Annotated in this window: 15 protein-coding genes and 1 tRNA gene; 10 read left to right on the forward strand and 6 right to left on the reverse strand. The window is 51.1% G+C overall.

Annotated features, from left to right (window positions below; genetic code table 11):
- Window positions 1–14: 14 nt before the first annotated feature.
- Complete coding sequence (locus ACO0K9_RS18485; RefSeq protein WP_422987555.1) at window positions 15–320, forward strand: DUF1294 domain-containing protein; 306 nt, start codon at window positions 15–17, stop codon at window positions 318–320.
- Window positions 321–426: 106 nt separating this feature from the next.
- Here the strand turns inward: ACO0K9_RS18485 and ACO0K9_RS18490 are convergent.
- From ACO0K9_RS18490 to dusA, 3 genes are all read right to left on the reverse strand, one after another.
- Window positions 427–502: transfer RNA gene (locus ACO0K9_RS18490), tRNA-His, on the reverse strand.
- A gap of 107 nt (window positions 503–609) precedes the next feature.
- Entirely contained in the window at window positions 610–1176 is a 567-nt protein-coding gene (locus ACO0K9_RS18495) for a hypothetical protein (RefSeq protein ID WP_422987556.1), read from the reverse strand.
- Window positions 1177–1487: 311 nt separating this feature from the next.
- Window positions 1488–2528 (reverse strand): tRNA dihydrouridine(20/20a) synthase DusA, encoded by a 1041-nt coding sequence (dusA, locus tag ACO0K9_RS18500; protein ID WP_422987557.1) that lies wholly within the window; start codon window positions 2526–2528, stop codon window positions 1488–1490.
- A gap of 295 nt (window positions 2529–2823) precedes the next feature.
- Here dusA and ACO0K9_RS18505 point away from each other — a divergent pair, with 295 nt between their 5' ends.
- The 5 genes from ACO0K9_RS18505 to ACO0K9_RS18525 all read left to right on the forward strand — a co-directional run bounded on the left by ACO0K9_RS18505 (window position 2824) and on the right by ACO0K9_RS18525 (window position 8020).
- On the forward strand, window positions 2824–3543 hold the full coding sequence (locus ACO0K9_RS18505) for a Crp/Fnr family transcriptional regulator (protein WP_422987558.1): 720 nt from the start codon (window positions 2824–2826) through the stop codon (window positions 3541–3543).
- 189 nt (window positions 3544–3732) lie between these two features.
- Entirely contained in the window at window positions 3733–4542 is an 810-nt protein-coding gene (locus ACO0K9_RS18510) for a Crp/Fnr family transcriptional regulator (protein WP_422987559.1), read from the forward strand.
- Window positions 4543–4862: 320 nt separating this feature from the next.
- A complete protein-coding gene (locus tag ACO0K9_RS18515) occupies window positions 4863–5666 on the forward strand; it encodes a Crp/Fnr family transcriptional regulator (protein ID WP_422987560.1) in 804 nt (267 codons plus the stop codon).
- Window positions 5667–5776: 110 nt separating this feature from the next.
- A complete protein-coding gene (locus ACO0K9_RS18520; RefSeq protein ID WP_422987561.1) occupies window positions 5777–6610 on the forward strand; it encodes a response regulator in 834 nt (277 codons plus the stop codon).
- 123 nt (window positions 6611–6733) lie between these two features.
- Window positions 6734–8020 carry an NRAMP family divalent metal transporter gene (locus ACO0K9_RS18525; RefSeq protein ID WP_422987562.1) on the forward strand — a complete coding sequence of 429 codons (1287 nt, stop codon included), beginning with the start codon at window positions 6734–6736 and terminating at the stop codon, window positions 8018–8020.
- A gap of 48 nt (window positions 8021–8068) precedes the next feature.
- Here the strand turns inward: ACO0K9_RS18525 and ACO0K9_RS18530 are convergent, their stop codons facing one another.
- Entirely contained in the window at window positions 8069–8821 is a 753-nt protein-coding gene (locus ACO0K9_RS18530; RefSeq protein WP_422987563.1) for a tetratricopeptide repeat protein, read from the reverse strand.
- Window positions 8822–8923: 102 nt separating this feature from the next.
- Window positions 8924–11005 carry a bifunctional 2',3'-cyclic-nucleotide 2'-phosphodiesterase/3'-nucleotidase gene (locus ACO0K9_RS18535; protein WP_422987564.1) on the reverse strand — a complete coding sequence of 694 codons (2082 nt, stop codon included), beginning with the start codon at window positions 11003–11005 and terminating at the stop codon, window positions 8924–8926.
- Window positions 11006–11463: 458 nt separating this feature from the next.
- Here ACO0K9_RS18535 and ACO0K9_RS18540 point away from each other — a divergent pair, with 458 nt between their 5' ends.
- On the forward strand, window positions 11464–12444 hold the full coding sequence (locus ACO0K9_RS18540) for a patatin-like phospholipase family protein (protein ID WP_422987565.1): 981 nt from the start codon (window positions 11464–11466) through the stop codon (window positions 12442–12444).
- A 162-nt stretch (window positions 12445–12606) separates the two neighbouring features.
- On the opposite strand, the gene ACO0K9_RS18545 is transcribed toward ACO0K9_RS18540, so the two are convergent.
- Window positions 12607–13146, reverse strand: a complete 540-nt coding sequence (locus ACO0K9_RS18545; protein WP_422987566.1) for a C40 family peptidase — start codon at window positions 13144–13146, stop codon at window positions 12607–12609.
- Window positions 13147–13378: 232 nt separating this feature from the next.
- On the opposite strand from ACO0K9_RS18545, the gene ACO0K9_RS18550 reads away from it, so the two are divergent.
- The 3 genes from ACO0K9_RS18550 to carB all read left to right on the forward strand — a co-directional run bounded on the left by ACO0K9_RS18550 (window position 13379) and on the right by carB (window position 18476).
- Window positions 13379–13786, forward strand: coding sequence for a GlcG/HbpS family heme-binding protein (locus ACO0K9_RS18550; protein ID WP_422987567.1), 408 nt, complete (start codon window positions 13379–13381; stop codon window positions 13784–13786).
- A gap of 312 nt (window positions 13787–14098) precedes the next feature.
- Window positions 14099–15253, forward strand: coding sequence for a glutamine-hydrolyzing carbamoyl-phosphate synthase small subunit (carA, locus tag ACO0K9_RS18555; RefSeq protein WP_422987646.1), 1155 nt, complete (start codon window positions 14099–14101; stop codon window positions 15251–15253).
- Window positions 15254–15257: 4 nt separating this feature from the next.
- Window positions 15258–18476 (forward strand): carbamoyl-phosphate synthase large subunit, encoded by a 3219-nt coding sequence (gene carB / locus ACO0K9_RS18560; protein WP_422987568.1) that lies wholly within the window; start codon window positions 15258–15260, stop codon window positions 18474–18476.
- Window positions 18477–18497: the final 21 nt, after the last annotated feature.

The following is an 18497-nucleotide window of genomic DNA, read 5'->3' on the forward strand; positions in this document are numbered from 1 at the left end:
ATGGCTGCTCATGTATGTCGCTTATGCCTGCTGTTGATCCCCGTTTCCTGTTGCCCGGCCTGCTGCTCATGGTGTATGCCGTCATGAGCCTGGTCACGCTATGCATGTACGCCATCGACAAATCTGCTGCCGCCAAGCGTGGCCCCAGAATTTCCGAACGCAGCTTGCTGCTATGCGGGCTGGCAGGTGGCTGGCCGGGTGCCATCGTGGCACAAAGCATTTTCCGGCATAAAACACAGAAGACCTCTTTCAGACATGCCTTTTTTGCTACGGTCATTCTTAATCTGGCGGTACTTGCTGCCATTATTGTCATGTTGTAAACAGCTACTGTATTGTTGACCTAGCAGGACTTAAGCAAAAAACAAAAAAGCCCAGTCTTTAAACTGGGCTTTTTACGCTAACCAATTGATTTAATTAGCAAATTCTTGGGGTGACCGATGGGGTTCGAACCCACGACAACAGGAATCACAATCCTGGACTCTACCAACTGAGCTACGGCCACCACTGTGTTACAACCTTGCATTTGTAGCGCAAGAGAGCTCCGCATTATACGAGGAAACGGGCTTTTTGGCAATGCTTTCTTTATTGACAGGCTGCCCTGGACTTGCTTTAGCCTCCGCCGCCCATGCCACCACCGCCCATTCCGCCACCCATGCCACCGCCACGCTGGCGTCCCATGCCGCCTTTTTGCTTGCCGTCGCCGCCGGATTCAGGGCGTTTCATTTTGTCTGGGTCCTGCGTTGCTCTCAACGACGATAACATGAACATTTGCAGCATTTGTCGCTGTTTGTCGTCCAGTGCGTCGTTGATGTTCAGCACCAGTTCACGCATCTGTTTATTTTCTTGCGCGGTGGTTTGTTCTTCTTGTTCGATTTGCGGTGTCAGCTCACGCAATTCGACATTGTTTTGTTCCAGGCGTTGTTCCAGCTCTACCTGCATGCGTTCACGGCGGATATCGCGCTGGCGGCGCATGGCTTGCAGTTTGTTTTCTGTCTGTTGCCACAGCACTTGCTGGTTGGCATTCAGGTTCAGTTCTTTCTTCAGTTCATTTGCTTTTGCCAGCAGGCCATCGAAACGCAAATCCATGATGGGCGTGGCATGCGCCTGTTGAGCAAGTAAGGGTGAAAAAACCATACCCAAAGCAAAAACGAATTTAATGGAGGTTTTGTGCAGCATATCTGGATTCCTGTATATCGACATAGAGGTGTTGAAATAAAAAAGCCTACGCAAGTGATTGCGTAGGCAACCTCACTGTCGTAGTGAGTTGAAGGATCGTGCGAGAAAACAGGGTCAATATATTCCTGCGTTTGCCCCTGCTGACAAGCTATTACAAATTCTTACGTATGTACTGATAAGGACATAAAACAGGGGCTTAGCGTTACATGAATCTTTACAATTTATACGTTTCTCTACAGTTTGATACAGACAAAACGGGCATCTCTCCTGAATCTTTTGGATCAGGAGTGATGCCGGACGGTGACTGGGGTTTATTCTGAAAACTGCTCTTCGCGGCTTTTTTCTTGCAAGGCAACTTGCTGCATGCGTGCGACTGCTTCCAGCAATAATTCTGGATTGCCGAGTGCGAGTTTTTTGCTGTCAGACAGAATTTGCCTGAAGCTGCGTGCGCCTGTCAGGCCTGTCATCAGGCCCAGCATATGGCGCACGATGGTGTTCAGGCGCAGGCCTTTGCCGTCATTGCCATACAGTTCCAACTGGCGGTGTATGTAAGGCACCATGCAGGTGATGATTTCTTCGCGTGTTTTGACCGGGCTGTGGTCGCCATAAAAGCGGGAGTCAAAACTGGCCATGAAATACGGGTTTTGATAAGCCTCGCGACCTATCATGACACCATCCACATGTTGCAGATGCAGGTCCATGTCTTCGGTCGTTTTGATGCCGCCGTTGAGGATGATTTCCAGGTGCGGAAAATCTTGTTTCAGGCGGTAGGCGTAATCGTATTTCAGCGGTGGGATTTCGCGGTTTTCTTTCGGGGTCAGACCCTTGAGGATGGCATTTCTGGCGTGCACGACAAAAGTCTGGCAACCTGCTTCTGCCACCGTGCCGACGAAGTCACGCATGAATTCGTAGGAATCGACATCATTGACACCTATTCTGTGCTTCACCGTCACATCGATGGATGCGGCATCTTTCATGGCCTTGACGCAGTCTGCCACCAACTCTGGTTCAGACATCAGGCAGGCACCAAAGGCCCCTTTTTGCACGCGTTCAGAAGGGCAGCCGCAATTCAGATTGACTTCGTCGTAACCCCATTCACCAGCCATTTTGGCGCATTGTGCCAGGTCAGCGGTTTCACTGCCGCCCAGTTGCAGGGCAACAGGGTGTTCGTCCGGATTAAATTCCAGATGACGTTGTGCATCACCGCGCAGCAGGGCTCCGGTGGTGACCATCTCGGTATAGAGCCAGGTATGGCGGGTGATATGGCGATGGAATTGGCGGCAATGTCTGTCAGTCCAGTCCAGCATGGGGGCAACAGAGACGCGGCGCGAAGGTATTGCAAGTTTATTCACGATAAAACGAAACAGCGATTCACAATCCGCTATTGTAACCTTTGTACTCTGCTCCGGGACTTTTACCTTTCTGTCCGACCCTGCAGTGAAAACAGCGAATCATGCCTGTTCTGCACTCTTTGCGAAGCGAATTGAATATCAGCGTGATTTATTTCAATTTAATTACGTTTATGGAATGACTTGTGTGCGCAAGCGCGCATAGAAAATTTACTTCACATGATAGCCTCTACGCAGAAATCTGCATGCACTCATGCAACGCAGAAATATTATCAGAACCAAGGGCTTAAAAACACGAATGCTTCAACCTCACAGCCCTTTGCAAAATCATCTGCTTGCTGCTTTGCCTGCTGCTGAGTTTAGTGCTCTGGCGGCCGGGCTGGAATTGGTATTGATGGCCGCTGGCGATGTGCTGTATGAATCAGGCGTGAAGCAGCAATTCGTTTATTTCCCGACTACGGCCATTGTATCTTTGCTGTATGTGCTGGAAGATGGGGTGGCAGCCGACATCGCCGCTGTCGGTAAAGAAGGCGTGGTCGGTATTTCCTTGTTTATGGGCGGTGATACCACCCCTAATCGTGCCGTGGTGCAAAGTGAAGGCCACGCCTATCGCTTGCGTGGGCCGATTCTAAAAATCGAATTTGACCGTGCTGGCCCGCTCTTGCGGGTGTTGCTGCGTTATACCCAGGCCCTGATTACGCAGATGACGCAGACCGCCATTTGCAATCTGCACCATACGGTGGAACAACAATTGTGTCGCTGGCTTTTGTTAAGTCTCGACCATTTGTCATCTGACAGCGTTCATATTACCCAACAACGCATTGCCAATTCCCTGGGTGTCAGGCGTGAAAGGGTGGCGGAAGCTGCCGGGCGCCTGCAGCGTGCAGGTTTGATCAGTTACAGTCGTGGCGCTATCGTGGTGCTGAACCGGCCTGGGCTGGAAGAGGTAGCCTGCGAATGTTATCTGGTGATCAGAAAAGAGTTTGATCGTCTGCTTTCAGATATTCCTTTCCAGTAAAATTTTTGCTGGCGGCGGTGTTTTACCCCGGCCTGGCAATCTCAATACATGGTAAGACTGACATATAAGATGCAAGTTGTGAGCGATGGCGCACATACACAGGTGTTAATCCTGCTACTCTGTAAGAACTTATTCCATCAGTCTAATCCATGTCGTTCCTCACCCGGATGGCAGTTACAAGCCCATTCCATGACCATCCCGCACAATCCTTTGCAAAATCACTTGCTGGCGGCATTGCCGCTGGCAGAATTCGACCGTATCGCCGTCCATCTTGAATTGGTAGCCATGCCATTGGGAGAGGCCTTGTATGAGGCCGGTGCTACGCTGAGTTATGTCTATTTCCCGACGACTTCCATCGTTTCCCTGTTATATGTGCTCGAAAACGGCGCATCGGCTGAAATTGCCATTGTCGGCAACGAGGGCATACTCGGCATTTCGCTGTTCATGGGTGGTGAGACGACACCCAGCCGCGCAGTGGTTCAGTCTGGTGGGTATGGTTACCGTTTGAAGTCGCAATTCCTCAAAGAGGAATTTAATCGTGCCGGACCCTTCCTGCGTTTGCTGTTGCGCTATACCCAGGCCCTGATCGCTCAGATGACCCAGACTGCCGTCTGCAACCGCCATCACTCTATAGAGCAACAACTGTGTCGCTGGTTATTGTTGAGCCTGGATCGTTTGCCGACAGATTCAGTATCCATGACCCAGGAACTGATCGCCAATATGCTGGGTGTGAGACGTGAAGGTGTTACGGCTGCTGCCGGTAACATACAAAGAATGGGGCTGATCAATTACAGTCGCGGCAGGATAGACGTCATTGATCGCCCTGGCCTGGAGAAAGTGGTTTGTGAATGTTATGCCGTCGTCAAGCATGAATTTGACCGTTTGCTGTCCGATATTCCACCTGGTGACCCTTTGCGCGTGCTCGGATCATCCGATACGCGTCCTGCGGGCCACTCATCAGCCAATGGCCATGCGGATAATAATCATACTGACAACTGAATAAAGCCAGTTTTAATTAGTTTTGATAGTAAATCGGGTCGGTCTGTGCGCTGGCACACATAGAAATTCCTTTAAAGCTGCGATAGTTTGTCTTGCAGCGGATTCATGACGGCATTTTAGTAATGCGGTCAGTCCTGTTTTGTTATTTGCCTTGTGCTGATGGCACAGGGCAAAGTTGTGGTGTTTATTTTTCTATATGTGTGATATCGAACAGACACGGCATTTATAAGTGTTTTACAGTTGATCAAGCGGAATATTGTGCGCAGAGTGAAAGTGTGCGTGTTCCTCCTCTTATTCATCATGAAAAGCAGGAGCTTGATATGGTCATTGCCAATGATCCGAACCAGAATTACCTGTTAGCAGCCTTGCTGGATGCTGAATTCAACCGCTTGTCACCTTATCTTGAACTGGTCCCCATGCCCTTGGGAGATGTCTTGTATGAATCGGGTGGCAAGTTGCAGTATGTGTATTTCCCGACGACGTCCATAGTTTCCCTGCATTATTTGCTCGAAAACGGTGGTTCATCTGAAATTGCCGGCGTCGGCAATGAAGGGGTGGTGGGTATTTCACTTTTTATGGGAGGGGATTCCACACCCAGCCGGGCGGTGGTACAGACTGGCGGATATGGGTATCGCCTGAAATCACAGGTCTTGATGGATGAATTTAATCGTGCCGGCCCCGTATTACGGCTGTTGCTGCGTTATACGCAGGCACTGATTACCCAGATGTCGCAGACTGCGGTGTGTAATCGCCATCATTCGGTAGAGCAGCAATTGTGTCGCTGGCTGTTGCTGACCCTGGATCGCATGCCCACCAATGAACTGACGATCACGCAGGAATTGATCGCCAATATGCTGGGAGTGCGACGCGAAGGTGTGACCGAGGCTGCCGGCAAGCTGCAGACCTATGGCTATATCCGCTACCGTCGTGGCCATATCACGGTGGTGGATCGGGGTGGTCTGGAAGAAAATGTTTGTGAATGCTATGACGTCGTCAAGAAGGAATTTGCGCGCCTTTTATGCGATGTCAGGCAACGTCAGGGCGATCAGTCTGTGGTGGGTACGGTAGTGTCTTTGCCACAGGTGCGCAAGTTGGGTGTATTGGTGAACCGTATAGGTTTATGAGATGGTGGCTGGATTTTTACCGGAATCAACATAGCGATCTTACTTTTTCTTTCAGAAAATTCATGGGGCGCATCTCATGGCTATAGAGTTGAGTTCTAAATGATAATTTTTTGAAAGAATGTATGCTGGATGCGGTTGAAATACTGAGTGCCAAAATCTTGATTGTGGATGACCAGGAAGCCAATGTGGTATTGCTGGAGCAGATGTTGCTCATGGCTGGCTATACCGCCGTCAGCTCGACTCTGGACCCGCAAGGCGTCGCTGTTTTACATGGGGCACACCGCTATGATCTGATTTTGCTGAATCTGCAAATGCCATCCATGGATGGTTTTGAAGTCATCGATTTGCTAAGGGAGCTGGAACAGGAACCCTATTTGCCGGTCCTGGTCGTGACTGCTGAACCCAGCCAGCAAATGCGGGCCTTGCTCGCTGGCGTCAGGGATTTTGTCAGCGTGCCTTTTGACTTGATTGTGGTGCAGACACGCATACGCAATATGCTGGAAGTCAGACTGCTATATCAAAAGCTGGAAGCCAATAATCTGCGTCTGGAAGAACTGGTTCTGGAGCGCACTGCAGAATTACGTGCAAGCGAAGCCCGGTTCAAAAGTTTTACCCAATTGTCTACCGACTGTTATTGGGAACAAGATGCCCAGGGCAATTTTACCAGTGTGTCTGGCCCGGTGTTTGAAATGCTGGGCATTGTAGACGACCAGATGCAGGGCATATCGCCCGCTGGCTTGCCTGGCTGGAATGTGGAAGAACATGCGCAACTGGATGCCAACATCAAAAACCGCCGTCCTTTTCTGGATTTTATTTATAGCCGCAAAAGGGCAGATGCCAGCATGCAATACCTGCAGGTCAGTGGTGAACCGATATTCGATTCGGCCAGCCGTTTTACTGGCTACCGCGGAATCGGTGTGGATATTACGCTGAAGCAGCGTTGATATAAATCAAGTTACACGGTTTGGCATATTCCACTACCAGTTAATATGCCCAAGCATACTATGAAACTATAGCGCCAGCAGCTTTGCTGCTGTCATTTTTCTGTCGTAATTTTACTTCTGTTCATGACTGTTTCAAGCCCTATCAAAGCAACGCAGACAACTGAATCATCCTGGCTGAAAAAACTGGGACCGGGCCTGATTACCGGCGCGGCGGACGATGACCCCAGCGGCATTGCCACGTATTCCCAGGCCGGGGCGCAGTTTGGTTTCAATATGTTGTGGACGGTGCTGTTCACTTATCCACTAATGGTAGGCATACAGGTCGTCAGTGCGCGTATAGGGCGGGTCAGCGGCCATGGCCTGGCGACCAATATCCGTCGCCATTATCCTGCCTGGCTACTGTATGCCATTGTCAGCCTGCTGCTGGTTGCCAATACCATTAATATCGCGGCAGATGTTTCTGCCATGGGCGAAGCGCTGAAACTGTTGATCGGTGGCAGGGCACACTGGTATGCGGTGGGCTTTGGCATTATCTCTTTGCTGCTGCAGGTGTTTGTGCCTTACCGGCGCTATGTGCGGCTGTTGAAATGGCTGACGCTGGCTCTGCTGGCCTATGTGGCCACCGTCTTTGTGGTGCAGATTCCCTGGTCCCAGGTTATACAAAAAGCCCTGATGCCGCAACTGTCCTGGAAGCCGGAATATGTGACCACCGTGGTAGCAGTATTTGGTACGACCATCAGCCCGTATCTCTTTTTCTGGCAAGCTTCTCAGGAAGTGGAAGAGATGGAAGGCGATCCCGTTGCGCGACCCTTATTGCAGGCCCCGGAGCAGGCAGCCGCCAATATGAAACGCATCAAAATCGATACCTATATCGGCATGGCGTTTTCCAACCTGGTGGCCTTCTTTATTATTTTAACGACGGCGGTGACACTGAATTTGCATGGCATCAGCGAGATACAGACATCCGCCCAGGCCGCGATGGCCTTGCGCCCCATTGCAGGTGAATTTGCATTCATGCTGTTTAGTGCCGGCATCATAGGTACCGGCTTGCTGGCCATACCCGTGCTGGCAGGCTCATCGGCGTATGCGATGGCAGGCGCATTCAAATGGAAAAACAGCCTGGAACGTTCACCCATGAACGCGAAGCAGTTTTACGCCATTATTGCGCTATCGACAGTGATAGGCATCGTACTGGGCTTTACGGCCATCGACCCCATCAAGGCACTGTACTGGAGTGCGGTGATCAATGGTGTTATCTCCGTCCCCATCATGGTAGTGATGATGCTGATGGCGGCAAGATCCGACATCATGGGGCAGTTTGTGATTACCAGCAGGTTGAAGATATTGGGCTGGCTGGCCAGCCTGATGATGGCCATTGCCGTCGTCGCCATGTTTGCCACCATGTTGTAACACCTGGCTGGGGACGGAAATATTCAGCAAGGTGCCTATATCAGAAATCTATTGGTACCTGTTCCAGCGCATCAGGCGTTCGTCGGACGCTTCCTTGATCAGGTGCCTGGCTTTCAGGCTGTCTTTTTCAACATGCTGGCTGCCGGTTTCCAGTTCCATGGCCAGCGCCTGGATGGCGACCGGGTATTCCAGTTCGGCAGATTCTTCCAGCCATTTTCTGGCTTGCAGCGGGTCTTGTGTCACGCCTTCACCGGCTGCATACGCATTCGACAGCAAGAACATGGCCTGGGCATTGCCTTGCTGGCTGGCGATTGTTAACCACTGGACCGAGCCTGCCACATCCTGCCTTACACCTTGTCCGTATTTAGCCATGCGTGCCAGCATGAGACTGGCTTTGCCATTTTTGTTTTTTGCTGCGGCTTCATACCATTTCCACGCCTGCACATAATCCTGTTTCAAACCCAGGTGTGCTTTGTAATGTGCTTCTGCCAGTTGAAACTGGGCCTGGTCATCGCCGCCTTGTGCCGCTTTTTCCAGCCACAGCAGGGCGTCATTGTAATGTGTGGGCGCGATGGAATAGGCCAGCCCCAGTTCACGCTGGGCGACCGGGTTGCCCGCTTGTGCCCATTGAGTCAGGGCTTGCAGTGCGGATGGTGATTGCGCATGCAGGGCCTGTATGCCGGCAGATTCGATTTCTGCATTGCCTGGCATGGTTGCCGCCGGGGTGCAGGCATTCAAAAGAATCAGGGCGGCGACTGCCAGTGCATATTCTACATATCCGGTTTTATTTGGCTTGTGCATAGTGGTATACATAAGGTGTAGTGCATGCTGAAAACAGCACCTCCCGTGAGGGAGGTGCATAGGGCGAAACAAAGTAAAATAAAAACAACTGAACGATTTATTTTATTTGCTCAAATCTATCGTGTATTTGGCAAAGCCGCTGGCATCCAGCCCACCTTCTGCCTTGACGCGGCTCAGCCCCAGGTTTTGTGCAACTGTCAGTTTGCCAGGGGCAGAACGCAAGATCACCGGGCCTTTGGTATCGACTTTAACAAAGCTCCAGCTTTGGCCCAGGCCATTGCCGGTGCTGGTGACTTTGCCCTGTTTTTTCAGGAAATCACTGACCACGGCCTGATTGGCATCCGGCGATTTGATGATGGTTTTGCTGCCATCAATACCAGGGAAATTACCACCACCACCCGCACGATAATCATTTGTTGCGACGATGAAGTCATCGGTATCTGCGACAGCCTTGCCGGCATAAGTCAGGTTGACGATACGCTTGCCGCCGGGCTGGGTGACGTCGATCTGGTACTTCAGTGCATTGTTGTCGGCATAGAAGACATCGTAGTTAAAGATGGTTGAATACGATGGCACCAGGTCTTGCTCGGTTGTCATTGCGGGGTCGATCTGGGCAAATTGTTTGGCAGCGGTTTCCAGCCAGTTTTTCAAATCCAGGCCCTTGATTTTGACTGCCTGCAAATTGTTGTTGCCGTACAGGTAAAGGTCACCCGGATTACGTACTTGCAGGCCAAATGGCGCAGCGGGCGTGGCATTTGGGGCGACATCCGTAAAGTCGGTAGGGCCGTTGCGGCCCGCCTTGAACGGCGCGCTGCATGAGATGACCGGGATTGATTTATAACTGGCTATCGTGGCATCGGTCGAATTGCTGATGAAGTTTTTCACGTAATCGATTTGTGCCTGGTTAACGATCTGGATCGCAGTCACATCACCCACCAGCGAAAAATAGGCCGACATCTGGAAATCGGTGGTCGTGCCCAATGGCTGGGTAGCATAGTTGATGGTGGCTTTGTGTTCGGTATCCACCAGCGGGGCAATGGAAGCGTCGGCGTCAACGATGGTGGTGCCATCCTTGTATTTAAAGCCGCGTGCTTCCACATTGGTCAGGTCTTTTTGCACGACCCACTTACCACCCTGGTATTTAAGTACCATCTGTATGATACCCAGGCGGCGGCCCCAGCTTTGCGCCATGACTGCCGGCACGCCGTTGACCAAACCTTTTACAGTATCAACCTGCGCAGTTGGCAATGCAGCCAGTGAAGCGTCAACGGCAGGTGCACCGACCTCTTTGCCTTTGGGGAAAATCAAATGCGCGTGACCCAGCATCAGCGCATCGATGCCGGTGGATGTCAGGTACAGGCTGCCGTTTTCCATTTTAGGGCTATACGGTGAAGCATCCAGGCCACCATGTGACAAGGCGACCACCAGATCAGCCCCTTTGCTGCGCATTTCAGGCACATATTTGTTGGCAGATTCTTGCAAGCCATTCACCATGACCTTGCCTGCCAGGTATTTCTGGTCCCAGTCCATGATTTGTGGCGGGACAAAGCCGATGATGCCGACATTGAGCTTGACGCTCATGCTGCTGCCATCCGGTTTGGTGGCGGTAAATTGCTTGCCGACGATAGAGTAGGGATTGAAGATGGGTTTCTGATTGACGGCACCCACCACGTTGGATAAGACCAGCGGGAAGCTGGGTGAGCCGCAAGTGCCGGCTTTGCTGACGTCGGGCAGGCCGAAATCGGTATTGGTAATCTGGCTGAGGAAATTCAAACCATAGTTGAATTCATGATTGCCCATGCTGGCACCATCATATTTCAGCGCATTCATGACCTTGTACACGGCCATCGTGCCGCTACAGGTTACCGGCGCAGCCAATGCCTGGTAATCGCCCAGCAAGGTGCCCTGGATAACGTCGCCATCATCCAGCAAGACGTTATTCGGGTTTTCGGCACGTGCGCCATTGATCAGTGCTGCGGTTCTTTCCAGGCCGAGGCTGGTATCTGCCTTCAGGCCGTAGTAGTCATAGCTGAGTATGTTCTGGTGGATATCAGTCGTTTCCAGCAGGGCGACCTTGAGTATGGTTCCTTCTGGGACGGCATTCGGGTCAGCCACAGGATTATTGCTGCTGCAACCGGCCAGTGCTATCGCTGCAAGGGGTGGCAGCCAGGCAAATTTTTTCATACATTCTTTCTGAGTAGGCATTGCATTGAATAAGCATTGCATTTAATAAGCATCGCATTGAATCATCAATAGGAAAGTCGCCAGAGCTGAAGGGCTTAATTTGATACAGGCAAGGCCGACAATCCATGTACGACAAGTGCGCGATTATCATGACAAATTATGTCGATAGCATGACATACTGTTAACGTAATACTGGGTATCATGAAATAATGATATTTATTGAAAATTCACTAGTTTTTCTTTTGTCTATATATGTAACTGTAAGTCCGGCTGTAACAAGCTAACTGTATTGTGAAGGGCAGGTGATTGATGAATTATTTCCGTAGAACCTGTTTACGTTCTTACTAATTTTTACTGAGTGGACAGTGGGCAGCGGCCTTTTGCAAATATAATCTCGCACCTGTCATGCATTTTCAATTCCGTGCCGTGTTTTCGGATTTCATTTACAAAGCAAACTCATGTCGCTTTCATCTTTTTCTTTTCCCTGTACTTTGGTATCGGCAAGCACTTCTGCAAAGCCTGCAAACAAGCCTGTATGGAAGCGTCTGTTTTTGTCGTTGCTGGTGGCTGGCATCAGTGCCTGTAATACTGCACCCCAGCAGCCTGCTCCTGTGGTGGCACCGGCGATTCCCGTTGCCAGGACACTCAAGCCTATACGCATAGGCCTGGCGCTGGGTGGTGGTGCTGCACGCGGTTTTGCCCATATCGGCGTGATCAAGGCGCTGGAATCACAAGGCATCTATGCTGATGTGATCGTTGGTACCAGCGCCGGTAGCGTGGTCGGTGCCATGTATGCGGCTGGCAATAACGGCTTTGCCATGCAAAAAATGGCGCTGGATATGGATGAGGCGACGATTTCTGACTGGTCCTTACCGCTGTTTTCCAAATCCAGCGGCGTGTTGAAGGGCGATGCCTTGCAGACCTATGTTAATCGCCTGGTCGTGCAGGCACCGATAGAAAAGCTGCGCAAGCCTTTTGGTGCGGTGGCAACCGATCTGGCGACCGGGCATGCGGTTCTTTTCCAGCGCGGTAACACCGGCGCTGCGGTGCGTGCGTCGTCGGCTGTGCCGGGTGTATTCCAGCCAGTAAAAATCAATGATCGCCTGTATGTGGATGGTGGCCTGGTGTCGCCGGTGCCGGTGCGTTTTGCCCGCGAAATGGGCGCCGATTTTGTGATCGCCGTGAATATTTCAGCACAACCGGAAGCGCTGGTGTCCAACAATACGCTGGATGTGTTGTTGCAAACCGTCGCCATCATGGGGCAGAGCATCAATCAGTTTGAATTGAAGCAGGCAGAAATCGTCATCCGGCCAGAATTGCCAGGCATGAAGGGAAGTGATTTTGCCGGCAGAAACCTGGCGATACTGGCAGGTGAGAAGGCAGCGATGGCGATCATGCCAGAGATAAAGCAGAAAATTAAGGCGATGCAGGAACGTTGATTACAGACGGGGTTGTGCGACTTCGTTGGATTTTGTTGGTTTTTTTGATAGGGCGGAGCAATTGCTCTGCCCTTGTTATTTGTGCGGGCGGTTTGTGAACGCGATTGGTGCAAGCCGGATGATGCGCAGCAGATGCAGTTCAGAATTCAGAATTGTGGAGGATTATTTCGTTTCGTTTTCATTGATGCGGCGTGCACCATTGAAACGTTTTTTCCAGTAAGCGATGTCCATGCTTTCTACACGAATCTGGCCACCGGCTGAAGGGGAGTGAATGAACTTATTGTCACCCAGGTAAATACCTACATGTGAAAAGCCGCGCTTGAGTGTGTTATAAAAAACCAGGTCACCCGGCTGTAAATCTTTTTGTTCTATCTGTTCACCAACACGGCTGATTTCTGCTGAAGTGCGGGGTAGATTGGCACCCAGTACATCCTTGAAAACATAGCGTACAAAGCCGCTGCAATCAAGGCCGTTTTCCGGGGTGTTGCCACCGCGTTTATAACGTATGCCCATCAAGTCCATCGCTTTGACAGTCAGGTCAGAAGCGCGCTGTTTGATTTCTTGCAGTTTTAAATAGGCAGTAGAAGATTCGGGGAAAGGATTGTCGGCGCTCCAGGCAGGGTTGACCGCTGCTGTGAGCAGCAATGTCGAGATAAGCACTAATTTGGCTTTCCTTGCATGTCTGGAAACGTTTGTTAGCATCTTTACACCTGGTTGGAAAAACCGTTCAACTTTAAGCGAACTCTTAAAAAATGTAAACCGTTCACGAAGATTTCCGGCTTGCAATTATTACCAAATGTAAATGCGGCTGATTTGCTTCTTGATTGCTTATGGGTTTGTTTTGCTTGCTTAGTCAGAAAATGGTTAAAACTGTTTGTATACCTAAGCGCAATTGCTTGGCGTACAATCCGCTGACTTTATTTGAGAGGCAATTATGCAAACAAAACCTGTGTTGACACTGGATGATGTCAAAAAGATCGCGGCAGCAGCAGAAGCGGAAGCCAAGGCGAATAACTGGCCAGTGGTCATTGCGATTGTGGATGATGGCGGCCACCTGATGTGGTTGCAGCGTCTGGATGGCGTCGCACCTATTTCTTCACACATTGCCCCCGCCAAGGCGACTACCGCAGCCCTGGGCAAACGTGAATCAAAAATCTATGAAGATATTATCAATAACGGACGTTTTTCTTTCATGCGCGCACCGAATCTGGATGGCATGCTGGAAGGCGGCGTACCTATTTTTGCTGATGGACACTGCGTAGGTGCCGTCGGTGTTTCTGGCGTGAAATCGGCAGAAGATGCGCAGATTGCCAAGGCTGGTATCGCTGCGCTGGGCCTGTAATTCATATTGCGGGCATTCTGTTTTTGGCATTTTTTTGCTGGATTCAGATGGTGAAGAAGTAAATCTGGCCAGTCTCTGGCCTGCATATGGCAGACAATTAACGGCGCATCAGGCATTTCTCATTTGCCTGATGCGCCGTTTCGCGCTATAATTCGAGGGTTTAACTAATCCGAAATCTCGCCGTAGCGCCTACCCAAATTCACATCGCTCCATCATCTTTCCAGGCTGCGCGGCAATTCTTGCGCGGCCAGGGAAACGACAGCTTGGTGCGTCGCAGCGGCGGTAACAATACAGGAGTTGCCCTTGCTGCCCATTCCGCAGTCCCTTCTTCGTTCCGGCCAGGACATCGCTATACTTGCTCTTGCCGATGGAAGCATTTTCACTGGATATTCGATTGGCGCTGCCGGTCAAACTATTGGTGAAGTTGTCTTCAATACTTCCATGACCGGCTATCAGGAAATTTTGACTGATCCAAGTTATAGTTCCCAAATCGTTACCCTGACGTATCCGCATATTGGTAATACGGGTGTCAATGCCGAAGATGTAGAGTCCGATAAAATCCATGCAGCCGGTTTGATCATTAAAGACCTGCCTTTGCTGGTATCGAATTTCCGTTCTGAACAAACCCTCTCTGATTACCTAAAATCCCAAAACATTGTTGCTATTGCCGGTATTGATACCCGCAAGCTGACACGTATTTTGCGTGAAAAAGGCGCGCAGGGCGGTGCCATCCTGGTTGGTGCTGATGCTGAAAAAGCCATTGCGCTGGCCAAGTCTTTCCCTGGCCTGTCTGGCATGGACCTGGCCAAGGTGGTGTCTGTCAAGCAGGCTTACAACTGGACTGAAGCTGAATGGGTGCTGGGCCAAGGTTACGGTCAGTTACAAAATCCCCAATTCCACGTCGTTGCTTTTGACTTTGGTGTCAAACGCAATATCCTGCGCATGCTGGCAGAGCGCGGCTGCAAGGTCACCGTATTGCCAGCGCAATCCAGTGCTGCCGATGTGCTGGCGCTGAACCCTGATGGCGTGTTTTTGTCGAATGGTCCTGGTGACCCTGAGCCTTGCGATTACGCGATTGCGGCTGCCAGGGAATTGATAGAGAAGGGTGTTCCTACCTTTGGTATCTGCCTAGGTCATCAGATCATGGCGCTGGCATCCGGTGCCAAAACCCTCAAGATGAAATTCGGTCACCACGGTGCCAATCATCCGGTACAGGATCTGGATACCAGGCAGGTATTGATCACCTCCCAAAACCACGGTTTTGCAGTCGATGCGGCGACCTTGCCAGCCAACTGCCGCGTCACCCATGTGTCTTTGTTTGATGGCTCGCTGCAAGGCTTTGCCCGTACTGATAAACCAGCTTTCTGCTTCCAGGGTCACCCTGAAGCCTCACCAGGGCCGCATGATATTGCTTACCTGTTTGATCGCTTCACCGCGATGATGGCCAAGGCAAAGACAGGAGAATAATAGAATGCCAAAACGTAACGACATAAAAAGTATTTTGATTATCGGCGCTGGTCCCATCATCATTGGCCAGGCTTGCGAATTCGATTATTCCGGCGCACAGGCGTGCAAGGCCTTGCGTGAAGAAGGTTACCGCGTGATTCTGGTCAATAGCAATCCGGCCACCATCATGACTGATCCAGAAATGGCCGATGTGACTTACATCGAACCTATCACCTGGCAAGTCGTCGAACGCATTATCGATAAAGAAAAACCGGATGCAATCTTGCCAACCATGGGTGGCCAGACTGCCTTGAACTGCGCTCTCGATCTGCATCGCAATGGCGTGCTGACCAAATACAATTGCGAATTGATCGGCGCTTCACCCGAAGCCATCGACAAGGCCGAAGACCGTTTGAAATTCAAGAATGCCATGACCAAGATCGGTCTGGGTTCGGCGCGCTCTGGTGTTGCCCATACTATGGACGAAGCCTGGGTTGTGCAAAAGGATGTCGGCTTCCCGGTCATCATTCGCCCCTCTTTCACGATGGGTGGTACAGGCGGCGGTATTGCCTACAACCCGGAAGAGTTTGAGACGATTTGCAAACGCGGTCTGGAAGCATCACCTACCAATGAACTGCTGATTGAAGAATCGCTGATAGGCTGGAAAGAATATGAGATGGAAGTCGTGCGCGACAAGGCCGACAACTGCATCATCGTCTGCTCCATCGAAAATCTGGACCCTATGGGTGTGCACACCGGTGACTCCATCACGGTGGCACCGGCACAGACACTGACCGATAAAGAATACCAGATCATGCGTAATGCCTCGTTGGCAGTGCTGCGTGAAATTGGTGTGGATACGGGTGGTTCCAACGTCCAGTTTTCCATCAACCCTGCGGATGGCCGCATGATCGTCATCGAGATGAATCCGCGGGTATCGCGTTCATCCGCACTGGCATCGAAAGCGACCGGTTTCCCTATCGCCAAGATCGCTGCCAAGCTGGCGGTTGGCTTTACGCTGGATGAATTGCGCAATGAAATTACTGGCGGCGCTACGCCTGCTTCTTTCGAGCCTTCGATTGATTACGTCGTCACCAAGATACCGCGTTTCGCATTCGAAAAATTCCCGCAGGCAGATAATCGCCTGACGACACAGATGAAATCTGTTGGTGAAGTGATGGCGATTGGCCGCACCTTCCAGGAATCTTTCCAGAAAGCCCTGCGTGGCCTGGAAGTTGGCGTCGACGGCATGAATGAAAAAACCCAGGATAGAGAGATCCTGGAAAAAGAACTGGGTGAGCCTGGCCCGGATCGTATCTGGTATGTTGGTGATGCTTTTGCCCAGGGCTTTACGCTGGAAGAAGTGCATCAACTGACACATATCGATCCATGGTTCCTGGTGCAGATCAAGGACATCGTGGATATCGAATTGTGGCTGGACGAGCAGTCACTCGACAGCGTCGATAAAGCGCTGATGCTGCAACTGAAGCAAAAAGGTTTCTCGGACCGTCGCCTGGCAAAATTATTGAAAACCACTGACACGGCCATCCGCGAAAAGCGTAAGGCTTTGAATGTGCGCCCTGTCTACAAACGTGTAGATACCTGTGCCGGTGAATTCGCCACGAATACCGCCTATATGTATTCGACCTATGAAGAAGAGTGCGAATCGAACCCCACCGACAAGAAAAAAATCATGGTATTGGGCGGTGGCCCTAACCGTATCGGCCAGGGTATTGAATTTGATTATTGCTGCGTACACGCGGCATTTGCGATGCGCGAAGATGGCTATGAAACCATCATGGTCAACTGCAATCCTGAAACCGTTTCTACCGATTACGATACGTCCGACCGTCTGTATTTTGAACCGCTGACGCTGGAAGATGTGCTGGAAATCGTCGATAAAGAAAAACCAGTCGGCGTCATCGTGCAATATGGTGGGCAGACACCTTTGAAACTGGCACTGGACCTGGAAGCGAATGGCGTGCCTATCATTGGTACGTCGCCAGACATGATCGATGCTGCGGAAGATCGCGAACGTTTCCAGAAGATGCTGCAAGAACTGGGTTTGCGTCAGCCGCCTAACCGTACTGCACGTACTGAAACTGATGCGCTGGCACTGGCACAAGAGATTGGTTATCCGCTGGTGGTACGTCCATCGTATGTTCTGGGTGGCCGTGCGATGGAAATCGTGCATGAACAGCGTGACCTGGAGCGTTACATGCGTGAAGCCGTCAAGGTGTCGCATGATTCACCAGTCTTGCTGGATCGCTTCCTGAATGATGCGATTGAAGTTGACGTCGATTGCCTGTCTGATGGCAAGCGTACCTTCATCGGTGGCGTCATGGAGCATATCGAACAGGCTGGTGTGCACTCGGGTGACTCTGCATGTTCCTTGCCGCCTTATTCCCTGTCGCAAGAAACCATTGCTGAACTCAAGCGCCAGACTGCGCTGATGGCAAAAGGTTTGAATGTCGTTGGCCTGATGAATGTGCAGTTTGCGATTCAGCAGCAAGATGGCAAGGATGTCGTGTTTGTGCTGGAAGTGAACCCGCGTGCGTCGCGTACCGTGCCGTATGTATCCAAGGCCACCGGTTTGCAACTGGCGAAAATTGCCGCCCGTTGCATGGTCGGCCAGTCGCTTGATTCACAAGGTATAGGCGCAGAAGTGGTGCCGCCTTACTTCAGTGTCAAGGAAGCAGTATTCCCGTTTGTGAAGTTCCCGGGCGTTGATACCATTCTTGGTCCTGAAATGAAATCGACTGGTGAAGTCATGGGCGTGGGCAAGACCTTTGGTGAAGCCTTCGTGAAATCACAACTGGGTGCCGGCGTAAAATTGCCGACTTCCGGTAAGGTTTTCTTGAGCATCAAGAACAGCGACAAACCACGTGGCGTGAAAGTGGCCCGTGACCTGGTGGAAATGGGCTTCTCCATCGTTGCGACACGCGGTACGGCAACGGCGATAGCGGCTGAAGGCATTCCGGTATCCATCGTGAACAAGGTTGTTGAAGGTCGTCCCCATGTCGTGGATATGATCAAAAACAATGAAATCGCCCTGGTGATCAATACGGTGGAAGAAAAGCGCAATGCCATTACTGATTCGCGCGCTATTCGTACCTCGGCATTGATTGCTCGTGCAACAACATTCACGACTATCGCTGGCGCAGAAGCTGCGGTGGAGGGGATGCGTCACCTCAATGAAATGCATGTTTATGATTTACAAGGTCTGCATAAAACCTTAAACTGATAGAAATAACAGTAGCTCTGG

It is taken from the genome of Undibacterium sp. Ji50W, from assembly GCF_049340445.1.
Lineage (GTDB): Bacteria > Pseudomonadota > Gammaproteobacteria > Burkholderiales > Burkholderiaceae_D > Undibacterium.